The sequence below is a fragment of the Sphingomonas panaciterrae genome (genome assembly GCF_036890205.1).
GTDB lineage: Bacteria > Pseudomonadota > Alphaproteobacteria > Sphingomonadales > Sphingomonadaceae > Sphingomonas > Sphingomonas panaciterrae.
This window is the reverse complement of the sequence record NZ_JAKNQR010000002.1, coordinates 63,282-79,316: the sequence shown is the minus strand read 5'-3', so window position 1 is coordinate 79,316 and position 16,035 is coordinate 63,282. Positions and strand designations below refer to the sequence as shown.

The 16,035-nt window shown below is 64.4% G+C and carries 17 protein-coding genes and 1 tRNA gene; 1 reads left to right on the top strand and 17 read right to left on the bottom strand.

The window, feature by feature from the left end; all coding sequences use genetic code 11:
- Positions 1 to 7: 7 nt before the first annotated feature.
- The 8 genes from L8F96_RS07240 to L8F96_RS07205 form a co-directional block, all read right to left on the bottom strand.
- On the bottom strand, positions 8 to 958 hold the full coding sequence (locus L8F96_RS07240) for an AAA family ATPase (protein ID WP_334655665.1): 951 nt from the start codon (positions 956 to 958) through the stop codon (positions 8 to 10).
- Entirely contained in the window at positions 955 to 1,581 is a 627-nt protein-coding gene (gene tmk / locus L8F96_RS07235; protein ID WP_082103112.1) for a dTMP kinase, read from the bottom strand. Before tmk ends, L8F96_RS07240 begins: the two co-directional genes overlap by 4 nt.
- Positions 1,578 to 2,741, bottom strand: a complete 1,164-nt coding sequence (locus L8F96_RS07230) for a D-alanyl-D-alanine carboxypeptidase family protein (protein ID WP_417158957.1) — start codon at positions 2,739 to 2,741, stop codon at positions 1,578 to 1,580. Before L8F96_RS07230 ends, tmk begins: the two co-directional genes overlap by 4 nt.
- A 32-nt stretch (positions 2,742 to 2,773) precedes the next feature.
- A complete protein-coding gene (locus tag L8F96_RS07225) occupies positions 2,774 to 3,601 on the bottom strand; it encodes an SPOR domain-containing protein (RefSeq protein WP_334655664.1) in 828 nt (275 codons plus the stop codon).
- A gap of 19 nt (positions 3,602 to 3,620) precedes the next feature.
- The gene (locus L8F96_RS07220; RefSeq protein WP_417158956.1) at positions 3,621 to 4,643 is read right to left on the bottom strand and encodes a lytic murein transglycosylase; all 1,023 of its coding nucleotides are present in this window, start codon (positions 4,641 to 4,643) and stop codon (positions 3,621 to 3,623) included.
- 133 nt (positions 4,644 to 4,776) lie between these two features.
- On the bottom strand, positions 4,777 to 5,412 hold the full coding sequence (locus tag L8F96_RS07215) for a glutathione S-transferase (protein ID WP_334655663.1): 636 nt from the start codon (positions 5,410 to 5,412) through the stop codon (positions 4,777 to 4,779).
- A gap of 48 nt (positions 5,413 to 5,460) precedes the next feature.
- A complete protein-coding gene (locus L8F96_RS07210) occupies positions 5,461 to 5,637 on the bottom strand; it encodes a hypothetical protein (protein ID WP_156167270.1) in 177 nt (58 codons plus the stop codon).
- 9 nt (positions 5,638 to 5,646) lie between these two features.
- Entirely contained in the window at positions 5,647 to 6,630 is a 984-nt protein-coding gene (locus tag L8F96_RS07205) for an SDR family oxidoreductase (protein ID WP_206430516.1), read from the bottom strand.
- A gap of 255 nt (positions 6,631 to 6,885) precedes the next feature.
- On the opposite strand from L8F96_RS07205, the gene L8F96_RS07200 reads away from it, so the two are divergent.
- Complete coding sequence (locus L8F96_RS07200) at positions 6,886 to 7,674, top strand: DUF1206 domain-containing protein (protein ID WP_296220151.1); 789 nt, start codon at positions 6,886 to 6,888, stop codon at positions 7,672 to 7,674.
- Positions 7,675 to 7,712: 38 nt separating this feature from the next.
- On the opposite strand, the gene L8F96_RS07195 is transcribed toward L8F96_RS07200, so the two are convergent.
- The 9 genes from L8F96_RS07195 to L8F96_RS07155 all read right to left on the bottom strand — a co-directional run bounded on the left by L8F96_RS07195 (position 7,713) and on the right by L8F96_RS07155 (position 16,005).
- Positions 7,713 to 7,802: transfer RNA gene (locus L8F96_RS07195), tRNA-Ser, on the bottom strand.
- 159 nt (positions 7,803 to 7,961) lie between these two features.
- Positions 7,962 to 8,192: a 50S ribosomal protein L31 gene (rpmE, locus tag L8F96_RS07190; RefSeq protein WP_046410564.1), complete on the bottom strand. Its 231-nt coding sequence runs from the start codon at positions 8,190 to 8,192 to the stop codon at positions 7,962 to 7,964.
- Between the two features lie 101 nt (positions 8,193 to 8,293).
- Entirely contained in the window at positions 8,294 to 8,770 is a 477-nt protein-coding gene (gene fabZ, locus L8F96_RS07185; RefSeq protein WP_334655662.1) for a 3-hydroxyacyl-ACP dehydratase FabZ, read from the bottom strand.
- Positions 8,771 to 8,781: 11 nt separating this feature from the next.
- On the bottom strand, positions 8,782 to 9,417 hold the full coding sequence (locus L8F96_RS07180) for an OmpH family outer membrane protein (RefSeq protein ID WP_241212537.1): 636 nt from the start codon (positions 9,415 to 9,417) through the stop codon (positions 8,782 to 8,784).
- Positions 9,417 to 12,146 (bottom strand): outer membrane protein assembly factor BamA, encoded by a 2,730-nt coding sequence (gene bamA / locus L8F96_RS07175; protein WP_334655661.1) that lies wholly within the window; start codon positions 12,144 to 12,146, stop codon positions 9,417 to 9,419. Before bamA ends, L8F96_RS07180 begins: the two co-directional genes overlap by 1 nt.
- A gap of 52 nt (positions 12,147 to 12,198) precedes the next feature.
- On the bottom strand, positions 12,199 to 13,332 hold the full coding sequence (gene rseP, locus L8F96_RS07170; protein ID WP_136451181.1) for an RIP metalloprotease RseP: 1,134 nt from the start codon (positions 13,330 to 13,332) through the stop codon (positions 12,199 to 12,201).
- Positions 13,329 to 14,486, bottom strand: a complete 1,158-nt coding sequence (locus L8F96_RS07165; protein ID WP_334655660.1) for a 1-deoxy-D-xylulose-5-phosphate reductoisomerase — start codon at positions 14,484 to 14,486, stop codon at positions 13,329 to 13,331. Before L8F96_RS07165 ends, rseP begins: the two co-directional genes overlap by 4 nt.
- Entirely contained in the window at positions 14,483 to 15,244 is a 762-nt protein-coding gene (locus tag L8F96_RS07160; protein WP_046411727.1) for a phosphatidate cytidylyltransferase, read from the bottom strand. The genes L8F96_RS07165 and L8F96_RS07160 overlap by 4 nt, the downstream gene beginning before the upstream one ends.
- Before the next feature lie 41 nt (positions 15,245 to 15,285).
- Positions 15,286 to 16,005, bottom strand: a complete 720-nt coding sequence (locus L8F96_RS07155; protein WP_281277152.1) for an isoprenyl transferase — start codon at positions 16,003 to 16,005, stop codon at positions 15,286 to 15,288.
- Positions 16,006 to 16,035 lie beyond the last annotated feature (30 nt).

Sequence of the window (16,035 nt, the reverse complement as noted above, 5' to 3'; positions counted from 1 at the left end):
CCCGCCTCTACCCCCGCGCGAGCCGCGCGACCACCCCTGCCAGTTCAAACACCGTCCCCCCCGCGTCGAGCGACAAGGCGCGCGCACTCGAGGCGATCCGCCGGGCATCATCATAGGCGTCCAGTGCAGTACGCAGCGCCTGACCGCTACGATACGGCGCCTGCTCCGCGAGGAAGGTGGGAACACGATCAAGGAATGCTTCGTAGCGCGGCTGCGCGGCCTTCAGCGAAAGCGCGCGCATCAAGCGAACCCGTTCTGCATTGTCGCGATCCCCGTCTCGCGCGATGCGTTGCAGCGCCTCGTCGATCTTCTCGAGCCCCAGCCCGGCGAAGCGAAGCGCCCGCCCCGGTGAGCCCATCCCGACACGGATCAGGGTGTCACGCTCGTCCGATGTCGCTTCTGGCAGAAGGGCGTCGAGGGCTGCGGCCATGTCTTTCCGATCCAGCGGCTCGAACCGGAGCAGCCGGCACCGCGACCGAATCGTCGGCAGAAGCCGCCCCGGCGCGTGGCTGATCAGCAGGAAGATCGTGCCGGCGGGCGGCTCCTCCAAATTTTTCAGCAATGCGTTCGCGCCCGACCGCTCGAGATCGTCGACCGCATCGATCAGGATGACCCGCCGCGAGCTCAACGATGGCGTGGTCGCGAACAGGGGATTGAGGCTGCGCACCTGAGAAATCGTGATGCTGCGCGCTAATTCGGCGTCGGGCTTGCCGTCCTTTGGCAACCGCTCCAGCACGCGGAAATCAGGGTGCGACCCCGCCTCGATGAGGGCACGGGTTCGCGCGCCACCCAGGTCCCGTGCGGCTTCGCTCAACAGGCTGGTCGCAGCCTCGCGCGCGAAGGTCGACTTGCCAACTCCCTGCGGGCCGGTGAGCAGCCAGGCGTGGTGCAGCGTTCCGCCATCCATCGCGGACCGGAAAAGCGCTTGCGCCGCCGCATTGCCGCGCACCCGGCTCACGGCAGCAGGTCGCTCAGCTCCGCCAGCAGCATGGCGGTCACGTCGCCCGTCGCCCGGTTGGCATCCACGATGCGGAACCGTCCGGGTTCCCGCGACGCAAAGCTGCGGAAGGCGCGTGCCACATTGGCGTGGAAGTGCTCCCCGCGCATGGCGAAGCGGTCCGCCATCTCGCCGTCGCGCATGGCGGCGCGACGCGCACCCTCCGCAACCGGCACGTCGAGCACGAAGGTCCGGTCCGGCAACAGCCCTCGCGTCCCGAAGCCGTGCAGCGCGAGGATCGCGGCGTCATCAATGCCCCCGGCGACGCCCTGATAGGCGCGCGTCGAATCGATGAATCGATCGGTGATCACCCACGTCCCCGCTTCCAGAGCAGGGCGGATGACCTTTTCGACGTGATCGGCGCGGGCAGCGGCGAACAGCAGGGTTTCGGCATGCGCGCTCCAGCGGGCCACATCGCCCTGCATCAGCAGCGCGCGGATGGCCTCCGCACCTTCGCTGCCGCCGGGTTCCCTCGTCACAAGCACCGAAAGACCACGCGCCTTCAGCGCGGAGGCGAGCGCCCGTACCTGCGTCGACTTCCCCGCCCCCTCTCCGCCCTCAAGCGAGAGGAAGCGCCCGCTCAACTGAACAGTCCAGTGAGCCCGGCCCAGGCGCGACCGAAGAAGCCGGCTTCCTCGACATCGGTCTCGGCGACCAAGGGCAGAACCTGCTCGGGCAATCCGGGCGAGGTCACGACCAGGTCGGCGACATGCGTCCCCGCCTTGATCGGCGCCTTGATCGGGCCCTGATACACCACCTTCGCATTCATCGCCGGCACCGCACCCGCCGGAAGCGCAACCTTCAGGTCACGCGGGGCGACCAGCCCTACAGTGGAGGAATCGCCCAGTTGCACGGCAGCGTCTGCCACCTTGCGCCCCTGCTTCACGACCGGTTTTGCCTGCCAGGCGCGGAAGCCCCAATCCATGAAGCGGACTGACTCGCTCGCACGCTGATTAAAGGTATTGAGCCCGGCCAGGACCATCACCAGACGTCGACCGTTCTGTTCCGCCGATCCGGTGAAGCCATAGCCCGCTTCCTCGGTATGACCGGTCTTCAGGCCATCGGCGCCGGCCACGCGCCCCAGCAGCGGGTCACGATTGGCCTGGGTGATCGCGTTCCCCGAGCCCAGCGTCTTGCCCCAAGTGAATTCACGCCGCGAATAGAATTGCTTGTAGAGCTTGGGATGCTCCTCGATCGTCGCACCGGCCAGCTTCGCGAGGTCGCGCGCCGTGACATAGGTGACGCCATTGTCAGGCCAGCCGTTCGAGTTGCCAAAATGGCTGTTGCTGAGGCCGAGCTTCTGCGCCGCCTCGTTCATCCGCTGGACGAACGCTTCCTCGGTGCCCGAAACACCCTCGGCCAGGACGACACACGCATCGTTGCCCGACAGGACCACCACGCCGTACAGCAGGTTCTCGACCGAAACCTTCTCGCCCGGCGACAGGAACATGGTCGAGCCCGCCGACGGGCCATGCCACTTGCGCCAGGTCTCCGGGCGAACTTCGAACTCCTGATCCAGCTTCAGGTCGCCGCGCTTGATCATGTCGAAGATGACATAGGCCGTCATCATCTTCGCCATCGAGGCGGGTGGCATCCGGCGATCGGCGTCCTTGGCGAATAGCACGGCGCCCGACGACAGATCCTTCATGAAGGCAACCGGCGCCACGGTCTGGAACTGCGGCGCAGCGGCAACGGAGGGATAGGCGACCGACAGCGCAATTGCGGGCACGGCCAGGTAGGACATTAGCTTGGTCATGGACGCTCTACTCGGTGAAATCAGGGCTGAACGATGATGGCAGCATCGCCATAGCCGCGGCGAACGGCGGCGTCACGCGCCCGTTCGGCGTCGATGCGCGACGAAAATGGGCCAAGACGGATCCGGAACAGCGCGCCGCCGCGCTGGGCAGTACCGCCCAACTGCTTGGCGATCGCCTCGGCGCGCGCCTGGTTGCTCAGCGCGGCCACCTGCACGGCGTAGGACCGACCATTTGGTGAGGGGGGCGGCGCAGCTGCCGCAAGTGGCAGCGCTCGGGCCGCAATGGGTTCGGAACGGCTGACCGGAGGAACCGTTGCAGGACGCGCCTGAGCAGCGGGCAATTGCCGCCGAAGCGCCGCCAATAATGCTGGCGGCGCATCCAGCTGCGCTGCTGATCCGCCGCCGGCGAGGCTTCCCTGAGGCGTGACGCCGCGCACCCGAACCGCCGACGTCCCTTCTTGCGACAGCGCGAGCATCCGGGCCGCTTCTGGGGAGAGGATGATCTCGACACCTGCCGGCAAGGTGGACCGCTCAGCGACCCGGGTGACGATGGTGCGGCCAGTATCCAGCGAAGTGATCTCCACCGCGCTGCCCGGGGCCAATGTCGCGTGCGTCGTCACCCCCGTCCCCGCTCCCGCCGTCAACGCGGTGTCGGTGGCGCCGACCCCCTGGGCCATGCGGGCGTAGCCGACGCGATCGTAGCGTGCCGGACCTGCGCCTGAGGTGCCGACCGGGCCTTCCGCCTGTCCGGCTTCGGGCGGCAGAGGAGGACGCGATGCCCCCGCTTCCCGATTGCTAGGCGCATCCTGCAGGCCCATCGCCGTTGCAGGATACGCCAGCCCGAGCATCAACGACCCGACAAGGGGCCTAGCGTTCGACCGCATCGGCCAGCAGCCCCACGGACAGCGCGTAGAAATTGGAACAATTATAGTCCAGGATGACACGATAGTTGCTGGTCAGCAAATAGGCCGTCTGTCCCGGGCCATCAGGCTCCATCAGGGTTGCCAGCACATCGTCCGCTGGCCAGCTTCGGCCCTGCGGCATGATTCCGGCCGCGCGCCATTCCGCCATCGTGCGCCAGTTGCTGTGACGCTCGAACACGCGCGGACACCGCGGGGACACCAAGCGGTTGGTCAGCGTCGCGCGATTGAAGCTCGCTGGGACGGATACGGCAAAGCCCCAGGGCTGCCCCGCCCGCCAGCCGGCGTTCAGCAGGTAATTGCCGATCGATGCCAGCGTGTCGGCCTGGCTGTTCCATATGTCGACCCGTCCGTCGCCGTCCCCGTCGACAGCGAGGCGCAGGTACATGGAGGGCAGGAACTGCGGATTGCCGGTGGCCCCTGCCCAGCTTCCCTTCAACGTCTCGCGCGGGATGCCGCGATCCATGATCTTGAGCGTCGCGACGAACTCGCCCGCGAACAACTGCCGCCGACGCCCTTCGTAGGCGAGCGTCGCGAGGCTGCGGAGCAGGTCGAAGTTGCCGGTATAACTACCGTAATTCGTCTCATGGCCCCAGATCGCGACCATGATCGATTCGGGGACGCCGGTCGTGGCCTCGACCCGCGACAGCTTTGCCCGATTGGCCGCATAGGCCTTCTGCCCGCGTCCGATGCGCGCGGCATCGACATGCCGCGCCTTGTACGGCGCGAACGGGGGGATGCGGGTTGATTGCGGGTTTCCCGGCTGTCCACGATCGAGCTCTACGACCCGCGCATTGTACGTCAGCGTGGGAAGGACGGAGTCCACCGTCGCCGGGCGAACGCCCTCGCGGATCGCCTGCGCCCGAAGCTGCGGCAGATAGGCCTGAAAGCCTGTCTCGTCTTGGGCGACGGCGGGTGTCGCCACGGCAAGTGCACCTGCACAAGCTGCCAGGGACGAGAGACGAACGATGAAGTTGGAAACGTGCACCACCTCTGTGTGGCACAGCCACCAGTTCGGCGGAACCGGCAATTGTCGTTGCTGCGGCACAAGTCACCGCACCCTTCCCTCGCCGCGGATCTGTGCCCTTGTGCCATCTGGATCGCTACGATCCGGCGCCATTCACGATGACCGGCACGTCACCGGGCGACCAGGGCGGAAGACGGAACATGATCCGCTCGAACGTCTCGGAGGCGAGATGCTGCGCCAGCCACGCCTTCACCTTGGACAGCGGGAGCGTAGCGAACCAACTTGGGTCGACGGCCGCAAACTGTCGGACGAACGGCATGATCGCCGCATCCGCCAACCCCGGCGCATTCCCGCAAAGCTGCTCGTGCCTGGCGAGACGCGCCTCAAGCTGACGGAGAAAGCCCAGGCCATTGTCGCGGTGCGCGATCGGATCAGACCCGTGGCGATCGGGATATTTGTACCAATCGAGATCATGTTTGAAGGCCGTGTCATTCGCGTCGATCAGCGCAGGGCCATCCCGCTCAAGCCACTCTTGCGGATCATTCTCGGCCAACGCCCAGCGCATGATCGCGAGGCTTTCATCGATCACCACGCCATCGGACCGCTGCAGTACGGGCACCGTTCCCTTGGACGAAGCCGCGATCAGCTCTTCCGGCTTCTTGGACAGCCGAACCTCGCGCACTTCGTAGCGAATGCCGCTGGCCGACAGCGCAAGCCGCGCACGCATGGCATAGGGGCAACGTCGAAAGCTGTAGAGGATGTGCTCGACCATCAGCGGCTTACTTATAGAGAACGCTTGGATGGTAGTAACTGCTGGCCGCTACCCCGCCGCAGTGAGCCGATCTGACTCCAGCTGACGCTCGGCCGCGGCCAGCACGATATCCAGATCGGCCGCACGCAAGCCGCTCTCCACATCCACCTCGTCCTCATCGTACAGGTTGGCACGAAATCGCTGAAGATGGGCGATAGCCGCCTGTAGTGTCTCCACCTCAATCATGACTGTGCCTCAGGCCGGCTGTCCATTGCCGCCGCTCGCCCCGAATATCTGACCGGTGGAGAAACTGAGTGCTGGATCGGCGGCAGCTACGTAAAGTGCCGCGATTTCCGCCGGTTGCCCCGGTCGGCCGAGCGGCGCGCTCGCGCCAAAGGTGCGTTGCTTCTCCGGAGTGGCGCCGCCGCTCACCTGGAGCGGTGTCCAGAAAGGCCCCGGGGCAACCGCGTTGACGCGGATACCGCGTGACGCCAGCTGCTTTGCCATTCCCTTGGTGAAGTTCAGGACCGCCGCCCGGGTCATCGCATAGTCAACAATATCTTTGGACGGATCGCCCGCCTGTTCAGATGACGTATTCACGATGACAGCGCCGGGACCCATCTTCTCCAGTGCTGCCTTGGTCAGCCAGAATGGCGCGTAGACGTTGGTCTTCATCGTATCGTCGAAATCCTGGCTGGATATGTCGGCGATCGTAGGACGCGTTTGCTGTCGGGCGGCATTGTTGACGAGGATATCGAGCCCGCCGAGTTGCGCGGCCGCTTGTTCGACCAGGCGGCGGCAAAACCGTTCGTCACGCAAATCGCCAGGGATCGCAACGGCTTTCCGACCTTCCGCCGCGATCAGCGCTACGACTTCACGAGCGTCCGGCTCCTCGGCCGGCAGATAGTTGATCGCCACGTCGGCGCCCTCGCGCGCGTAGGCGATCGCGGCCGCACGACCGATGCCGCTGTCGCCTCCGGTGATCAGCGCCTTCTTGCCCGCCAATTTGCCCGAGCCCTTGTAGCTCTGCTCGCCGTGGTCCGGCCGGGGCGTCATCTTCGATGCCAGGCCGGGCCAAGGTTGCCGCTGAACCGGGAACGGCGGCTTGGGATAGGCCGCGGCTGCCGGGGTCATCGCAGCTGGCCGCGAATTGCTCTCCTGCGCTGCTGCCGACGTCGCGGACGCGGCCGACAGTGCGGCAACACCGGCAACAAAGGTGCGACGGTCGGTATCGGGCATGGGGAAGCTCCAGCAAAACGTGCCTCCACAGCGCTCGCGGGATCACAGTAGTTCCCTTGATACCGCAAATACTTGGCGTTTTGCTGGTGCGGCAAAGGAGAGGCGTCCCCGGGCTTTGCCACCTGCTCCAGACGAAGCTCAACACCTTTGACGCAAGGGCGCTGTAACTTGGCACCAGCATCATTTTCGAAGGGCCATGATCCAACGCAGGAACGTTCACACTTCACTGCTGTTTGGCACCGTGAGGAGCTTCACATGAACGCCAATGCGCGCCTGACTACCCTGACCCGGATCGGCTTCGCGGCGCGGGGACTGCTATACATCGTCATCGCGGTGCTGGTCCTGCGTACCGGGCGGGCAGAAGACCAGAGCGGCGCGCTGGAATATCTTCGCGAAGGCGGCGGCCAATTCCTGCTGGGCGTGATGGCGGCGGGACTCGCCGCCTACGGCATATGGAGGCTGAGCGATGCCGCCTTTGACCTCGAACGCCACGGATCAGACCGTAGAGGCGTTTTCGAGCGGCTGGGGGCCGGAGCCAGCGGTGTCGTGCACCTTTTCTTCAGCTGGCAATCGGTCCGTCTGATGCGCGGCGTGGCGCTTTCGGGTGACGGTACGCAGGAAGGCACACAGACTGCCCTGCAGATGCCGGGTGGATGGGCACTCGTCATCGTGGGCGGCATCATCCTGCTCGCGGTCGCCGCAGTACAGCTCATGAAAGCGGTGAAGGGATCATTCCTGCGCTACATTGACCCATCGATTGCCCGCCGTCCCTGGGTGCAATGGTGCGGTCGTGCCGGCTACGCCGCGCGTGGTTTGGTGTTCTTGATCAGCGGCTACTTCCTTGTTCGCGCCGGAATGGAAGGCCAGGCAGACGAGGCCGGCGGCATGGCGCGTGTCCTCGCATGGCTCAGCAGCCCCTTTGACGTGATCATCAGCGCAGGCCTGCTCGCATTTGGGTTATTCACCCTTGTCGAAGCGCGCTATCGCAGGCTGCACGACGTGCCGGTCGACCAAGCGATCCGCCGCGCGACAAGCTGGTCGTAGCGGGCTGCAGGCGCGTCGACCTCGGCGACGCAACGTGATGGCGGACGGGGTGGGATTCGAACCCACGGTAAGCGTAAACCTACGGCGGTTTTCAAGACCGCTGCCTTAAACCACTCGGCCACCCGTCCGGGGACGGCTCTCCTATCCTGCGATCAAGACAAGCGCCACTGCGTTGTCATCTCCGACAAGCGATTGTGCACAAAATAAAAGGGCCGGCCCATCAAAGGTGCCGGCCCATATGTCAGCCGAGACGAAAAGTCGCGGCTCCTGCGATCAGCAGGTGGAGGTTACTTGCGAAGCGTAAGTCCGCCACCGAAGCGCTTGTTGAAGCGCGCCACCTGACCGCCGGTGTCGAGCATCTGGCCCTTGCCACCGGTCCATGCCGGATGCGCCAGCGGATCGATTTCGAGCGTCATGGTGTCGCCTTCCTTGCCCCAGGTGGAGCGGGTTTCGTACACCGTGCCGTCCGTCATCTGGACCTTGATCATGTGGTAATCGGGGTGGATATCTTTCTTCACAACTCAATCTCCGACGTGGCTGGTTACCGACCAGCCGAAAGGAAGCGGCGCGCTTAACAGAGGAGCGCGGCCCACGCAATCATTGCTATGGTCGCTGCCGATCAGGCCGCAGGTGGATCCGCGATCATGGCGGTGAACTCACACTCGGCCGCCAGCTCGCCTTCGATCAAGGCACGTCCCGCGAACTTGCACACCCGCGCACGCTTTTGAACGAAGCTGACTTCCAGCCGAAGCAAGACACCGGGTTCGACCGGCTTCCGGAACTTCACGCCGTCGATCGACATGAAATAGACCAGCTTACCCGTGCCGGCGAGGCCAAGGCTTTCGACCGCAAGCACGCCCGCCGCCTGTGCGAGCGCCTCGACGATCAACACGCCTGGCATGATCGGCCGACCGGGGAAATGCCCCTGGAAGAAGCCTTCGTTGATCGTCACCGCCTTGATCGCGACGATCGACTGATCAGGCACGAGCTTTTCGACCCGGTCGACGAGCAGCATCGGATAGCGATGCGGCAGCGCCGCCATTACCCGCGTCACATCTAGCGGGCCGATGGCGGCCTTGGTCTGCACGTCGGTCATCCCGAGCTGGCTCAGCGGCCCTGCGTCTGCGCAGCAGGAGCCGGTGCGGCGCCCTGCTGGCCCTGGCCGCCCGGCTGCCAATTCGCCGGTGGGGTGATCCCGACGCTCGGCACTGCCTTGTCGAGCTCAGCGGTGATCGACGAGGTGATGTCAGCGGCCGGCTGGGCGAAGAGCGCAGCTTCGGGACGCAGCAGCAACGACACGTTGCGGGCGCGCACGGCGGCCTGAACGGCGTCGTTCAGCTTCGCGCTGATCTGCTCGATGGCATAGGCCTCTGCGCGCTGCGCCGGCTGCGTCAGGCGGGTGAGTTCCTGCTGCGCTGCCTGCTGCTTGGTCTGGATCGCCTGCGCCTGCGGACGCAGCGATGCTTCGGTCGCGCCGGGCGCGCGCGCTGCCGTCTGATATGCGGTCACGAGCGGCTGCAATTCGGCCTGAATCGCGTTGCGGCGCGTGTTCGCCTGATCCAGCTGAGTCTTGTACGTCGATTGGATCTGTGCGCGAGCCGCAGTCCACGCCTTCGAATTGGCGACGGCCTGTTCCGGGTTCGCGACAGCGATGCCGGACACCTGCGCAGCGGCGCCGCCGGCAGCAAACGTACCGGGGACTGCGATCGCGGCAGCCATCAGCATGAGCTTGAACTTGGTCATCAGAACTGAGTCCCTACGTTGAAAGTGATAAGCTTGGGGTCATCGCCGCGCTGCTTGATGAGAGCGCGGGCGACGTCGATGCGAAGCGGACCGAACGGCGACGTCCAGTTCACACCAAAACCGATCGACAGACGCGGCTTTGCGGAATTGCCGAGGAAGGTCTCGACAAAGGGCTGAGACGCGATCTGCGGCGAGTTCGGGATGATGCCGTTACAACCGCCGCTGCCATCCGGAATACCGGCGGCGCAGGTGGTCGAGACGTTCGCACCGGCCGGCGTCGAGTAGAAGTAGAGCGGGTTGCCCGCGGCGTCCTTGAGCGGAAGCGGCAAGACGACGGTGTTGCCGTTCGCATCCGTGGTGGTCGGGAATACCGCGGTCGGTTCCGGTCGTGTGATATTGAACAGACTGCCGGCCTGCACATAAACGGACGGACGCAGGCCCAGCTCGCGCGCGCCCGAACCCAACGGGATCTCGAGTTCGATGCGGCCAAGATAATAGGCTTTGCCGCCCAGCGCGTCGTCGATGATCTGGTCGCGATCGGTGATCAGGACCTGCGCGCCGTTGGCGTCGGTCGTGAAATACTGGCGCAGCACGCGCGGGCCGACGCCGCGGATGTCGAAGCCGCGGAACTGCGGCTCACCCAGATAGAAGCGGTCGGTAATTCGGATCGGATCTACGCCGGGACGCGGGCTGCTTTCAAGCGCGTGAATGTAGCCGCCTTCAGCGAGCGCCGAGAGAATGAACCCGCCGCCGATGCCCCAATATTTCGCCGCGTCAGCGCGCGTCCGCAGGTACTTCACGTCACCACCCAGCCCGGCGAAGTCCTGGCTGAAGGTAAAGCGCTGCCCCGCCGACGGCCGCAGGCGGCTGTTCAGGCTGTCGTAGATCAGCGAATAACCGACCGACGACGTCAGACGATTGCCCAGAGCGTCGCAGAGATAGCGACCCGCGAGCAGTGGATCGCACTGACCATCGCGGAAGAACGCGGTACGATCCAGCGTCACCTCATCATACGACAGCCCGTAACGTGCCGAGAGCGACCAATATTCGGTCAGCGGCACGCCGGCACGAACCTGGAAGCCGGTGGACACCTGGCTATAAGTGGTTTCGCGGCGGTTGTTGACGAAGTTGAACGCGTTGAAGTCGCGCCGGAACACATCGACGCCGACGGCGATGTTCTTGTCGAACAGATAAGGCTCGGTGAAGCCGAGCTCGACCGACTTCGAATAACTAGAATAGTTGACGCCGAAGCGCAGTTCCTGGCCCTTGCCGCGGAAGTTGCGCTGCGTCAGGTTGAACTGAAGGATGAAGCGCTCGAGGCTGGAGAAGCCCGCGGAGAGCTGCAGTTCGCCCGTGGCGCGCTCTTCGACGTTGGCGCCCAGGATGACGCGATCCGGCGCAGACCCCGGGGTCTGCTTGATCTCGAACTTGTCCTGGAAGAATCCAAGGCTGTTGATGCGGTCCTGCGAACGCCGCACCTGGAAGCTGTTGAACGCGTCACCTTCCGCGAGACGGATCTCGCGGCGGATCACCTTGTCCTGAGTCTGCGTATTGCCGGTGATGTCGATTCGCTCGACGTAGGTGCGCTTCGCCTCGCCGATGTGGAAGTTGATCGACATGGTCAGCGAGTCGCGATCGCGCTGGAACTCAGGGCTGATCTCGGTAAAGGCGTAGCCGAACAGACCCGTGGTCTGGCTGAGGCTGTCGACCGTGTCCTCGACCAGCTTGGCGTTGTACCAATCACCCTTCTTCAGCGGCAGCGTCTTCGCCAGCGCCTTGTCGTCGAAGTCGCGGATGTCGCTGTCGACCGTGATGTCGCCGAATTTATAGCGGGGCCCCTCCTCCACCACATAGGTGATGATGAAGTCTTCCTTGTCCGGCGTCAGCTCGGCCACTGCGCTCGTGACGCGGAAGTCGGCATAGCCTTCGGTCAGATAGAACTGGCGCAGCTTCTGCTGGTCATAGGCCAGTCGGTCCTGATCATAGGTCGTGTTGGACGACAGCAGGCGGAAAAAGCGCGCCTGTTTCGTTGCCATCTGCTCGCGCAGCTTGTCGTCGTCGAACACCTCGTTGCCGATGATGTTGATCTGACGAACCTTGGACTTGGGCCCTTCGCTGATCTCGAACACCACGTCGACGCGGTTCTGATCAAGCGACACCATCTTCGGCTCGACACTAGCGCCGAACCGGCCCTGGCGGCGATAAAGCTCGACAATACGCGCTACGTCCTGACGCACGGCACTGCGGGTGAAGACCTGCCGCGGCTTAAGCTTGATTTCCTTCGTGATCTTGTCGTCCTTGAGGCGCTTGTTGCCCTCCAGGATCACGCGGTTGATGATCGGGTTCTCACGCACCCGAAGCACTATGTCGCCGGACTCCGCCCCTGCGACGGTCACATCGGCGAACAGGTCGCTGGCGTACAGATCCTTGATCGCCTGATCGAGCGACTCGTTGGTGTACGGCTGTCCGATCCGCAGCTTCGTGTAGCTGAGCGCCGTATCGGGCTCGATACGCTGCGAGCCTTCGACTCGGAGCGAGCGAACCGTCCGCTCCACCGGCGTAGCGCTGGGCGCCGGCGCGACCTGCTGCTGAGCCGCCGCACCCGGCTGGGCCGTAGCGGGCGCACCTTGCGCGAGCGCGATCGACGGAATGCCGGTCAGCATCGTGCAGCCGAGCAGCATGGCCGCAGCGCGCGGTCGAGCAAACGAAGTGTTCAAAATAGTCACCATTCCACCCCGGTAAGCCCAAACAAGCCCCTGCACGCGCCCTGCCCTTGAATCGTTAGCCGATCAAGCTTGCGAGACTTTGCCACAGTCCGAAATTTCCCAGATCATTGAAGGTCACCAGCAACATCAGGCCGAGAATTGCCGCCAGCCCTCCGCGAAATGCCCATTCCTGCACCTCGGGCCCGACCGGCTTACGACGGACCGCCTCAATGGCATAGAACAGCAGGTGTCCGCCATCCAGCATCGGAACTGGCAGCAGGTTGATGAACCCAAGGTTGATGGACACCAAGGCGATCAGGAACACGAAGGCGTCCGCGCCCAGGGTGATCTGTTCGCCAGAGACCTTGGCGATCGATAGCGGCCCACCCAATTCCTTCACCGATCGCCGACCGGTGATGATCTGGCCGATCGTTTCCACCATCATGGACACGATCTCCCCGGTGCGTCGAACCGCCACCACCGGTGCCTCGAACAAGCTCACGGGAACGGTGACGCGGTCGCCGCGTGCGATCCCGAGCATGCCGATCCGGTAGTTGTTGCCGAACCGGTCGGTCTGCTGGTCCACCCCGATCGTGACTGGGAGCGTCTGAACCTGACCATTCCGTTCGAAGGCGACCGTCGTCTTCTCTGCCGGATGAATGCGGGTGTACGACAGCATGTCCTCGAAGACGTGGATGTCACGATCGCCGAGCCGAACAATGCGATCACCGGGTTGCAACCCTGCCCGCGCGGCTGCGCTGTTTTCCAGCACCGTGCCGACAACCGGCGGTGTCCGCGTGTCGCCATAGGCCATGGCAAAACCGCCAAGGATCAGCATGGCCAAGAGGAAATTCACGACTGGCCCAGCTGCTACGATGATCGCGCGCTGCCATACCGGCTTTGCCTGGAACGTCTGGTTTCGCTCCTCTTCGGGGAGCGCGAGCCATTCGGCGGAAGGCTGGCTCACCGCGTTCATGTCCCCGGCGAAGCGGACGTACCCACCGAGCGGCATCCAGCCGAGCTTCCATCGCGTCCCGCGTCGATCGGTCCAGCCGGCGATTTCGCGGCCGAAACCGATAGAGAATGCATCGGCTTTCACACCGAACCAGCGCGCGGCAAGGTAGTGCCCCATCTCGTGCACAAACACGAGCGGGCCAATGACCAGGACGAAGGCAAGCAGCGTAAGCAGCAGGCCAGGAGATTCGATCAAGCGGCGCGTCCCTTCACACGCTTCTCCGCAATAACCCTCGCCTCACGGTCGACTTCAAGGACCGCTTCAAGCGTGTCGGGCACTGCCGGGGAGAAGCGATCAAGCGTATCGGAAACGATTGCGGCAATTTCGAGGTAGCTGATCCGGCCGCCAAGAAACGCTGCGACGGCAATTTCATTGGCAGCGTTGAGGATGGCCGGTGACCCGCCGCCCTCATTAAGCGCGGCGCGCGCTAGGCGCAGAGCGGGAAAGCGTTCCTCGTCAGGTGCTTCGAAATCGAGCCGCCCGACCTTGATAAGGTCGAGCCGCTCACCAGGTGTCGGCATCCGGTCCGGCCACGCCAACGCACAGGCGATCGGCGTGCGCATGTCCGGCGTGCCGAGTTGGGCCAGCACCGACCCATCGACATATTCCACCATGGAATGGATCACCGACTGCCGGTGGACGACAATCTCGATCTGTTCGGATGTCACCGGAAACAGGTGAAACGCCTCGATCAGCTCGAGGCCCTTGTTCATCATGGTTGCGGAATCAACCGAGATCTTAGCGCCCATCGACCAGTTCGGATGCGCAACCGCCTGCGCGGGTGAGATGTCCTGCATCGCCGCGAGCGAGCGATCGCGAAACGGACCGCCGCTGGCGGTCAGGATGATGCGGCTGACCCGCTCCGCCATCCGTGCATCAAGGCACTGGAAAATTGCGCTATGCTCGCTGTCGACCGGCAGCAACGTTGCCCCGCTCTGTCGAACGGCGCGGTTCATCACGTCACCGGCCGAGACCAGCGCTTCCTTGTTGGCGAGGGCCAGCGTCCGGCCCTGCTCCACCGCCGCCATGACAGGTTTCAAACCCGCGCAGCCCACGATTGCCGCGACGGTGATGTCCGCGTCCATCGACGCTGCTTCCTCAACGGCAGCAGCGCCGCCCGCAGCCTCGACGCCAGTCCCTGACAAGGCATCGCGGAGGGCCGTCAGGCATCTTTCGTCCGCGACGACCGCACGCTTGGCATTGGTCCGAATAGCCGCGGCGGCCAGCCGTTCGACATCGCAATTGGCGGTGAGCGCGACCACTTCGAACATCTCGGGAGAGCGTTCGAGCAGGTCGAGCGTCGATGTGCCGATCGAGCCGGTGGCGCCCAGGATCGTGACGGTCCTCATCGGTAAAGGTACGGCGCCACGACCAGGAGAGCTGCGACAGGCGCGACCGGCACGACACCATCGAGCCGATCCAGCAGCCCGCCGTGGCCAGGCAGGATGTTTCCGGAATCCTTCACGCCCGCACGCCTTTTGAGCCAACTTTCATATAGATCGCCTCCCTGCGCAAGAACCGCCAGGAACGGCGTAGCAAGCGTCATCCGCCATGGCAGACCATATTGGACGTGAAGCACGATGGCCAGCAGGCTCGCCGCGACAATGCCACCGATCAGCCCGGCCCATGTCTTGTTCGGCGAGAGCTTCGGCGCAAGCTTCGGTCCGCCGATCGAGCGACCGGCGAAGAACGCGCCGATATCCGTCGCCCAGACGAGCGACAATGCCCAGAATGCCCATAGCAACCCCTCATCCTGGCGTCGCAGGAAGATGAGGGCCAGCACCGGCAACCCGCAGTAGATCACCCCCTGCGCCAGCGACCGTCGGCGGGTCACGATGGCGACGAAGAACGCCGCCCCGACCAGAAGCCCCAAGGCGAAGAAGTCGTGCACTTCCAACACCAGGGTGGCAGGCGCCATTACCGCCAGTGGGACAGACAGGCTATATTGCGCCAGGCGCTTCTCGCGCGCGGTCGCTTTCTGCAGATCCGACCACTCCGCCATCATGAACAACGAGATGACCACCGCCAGCAGCCAAAATGCAATGTCGCCGAACAGCAATGCCATGCTGGCCACCGCAATCATGACCACGCTCGCGATCATCCGCATCCGCAGATTGGACGGCGTTCGCAGCTTCGCGTCGGGGGGCGTCACAACCCGCCAAACCGCCGCTGCCGATTGCCGAAGGCGGCGACGGCCGCGTCCAGATCGGCCGGGCCGAAATCGGGCCAGAGCGTGTCCACGAACAGCAACTCGGCATAGGCCGCCTGCCAGAGCAGAAAGTTGGACAGGCGATGCTCGCCCGATGTCCGGATCAGCAGGTCGAGCGGTGGAAGGTCGCGGGTTTCCAACTCCGCCTCGATCGCGGCTGCGTCAATCTCTTCAGGAGCCTTGTGTTCCGCCAGGCGGCGCGCAGCGCGCACCAGTTCTGCCTGCGCACCATAATTGAGCGCAATCGCTAGCACGGGGCCAGTGTTCGCCTTGCAGCGCGCGACGGCGTCGTCGATCAATGCAACCACGTCGTTTGGAAATTTGCGGTAATCACCCAGGATTTTCAGCCGCACATTCTCGCGGATCAGCTCGGCGAGGTCACTGCGGATGAACAGCCTGAGCAGACCCATGAGGTCGCCCACCTCTTCAGCCGGCCGTCGCCAGTTCTCCGACGAAAAGGCGTAGATGGTCAGCGCCTCGATGCCGATGGCGCGAGCATGGCGAGTCACACGGCGCACGGCCTCGACCCCTGCCTTGTGGCCAGCAGCACGCGGCAGAAGCCGCTTCTTTGCCCAACGGCCATTGCCATCCATGATGATGGCAACGTGGCGCGGCAACGGAGCCGTGCTTCCGCTCGCGAGGACAGGTGCGACGCTCACCGCGACGTCCCCGACGCTCGGGCGGCAGAG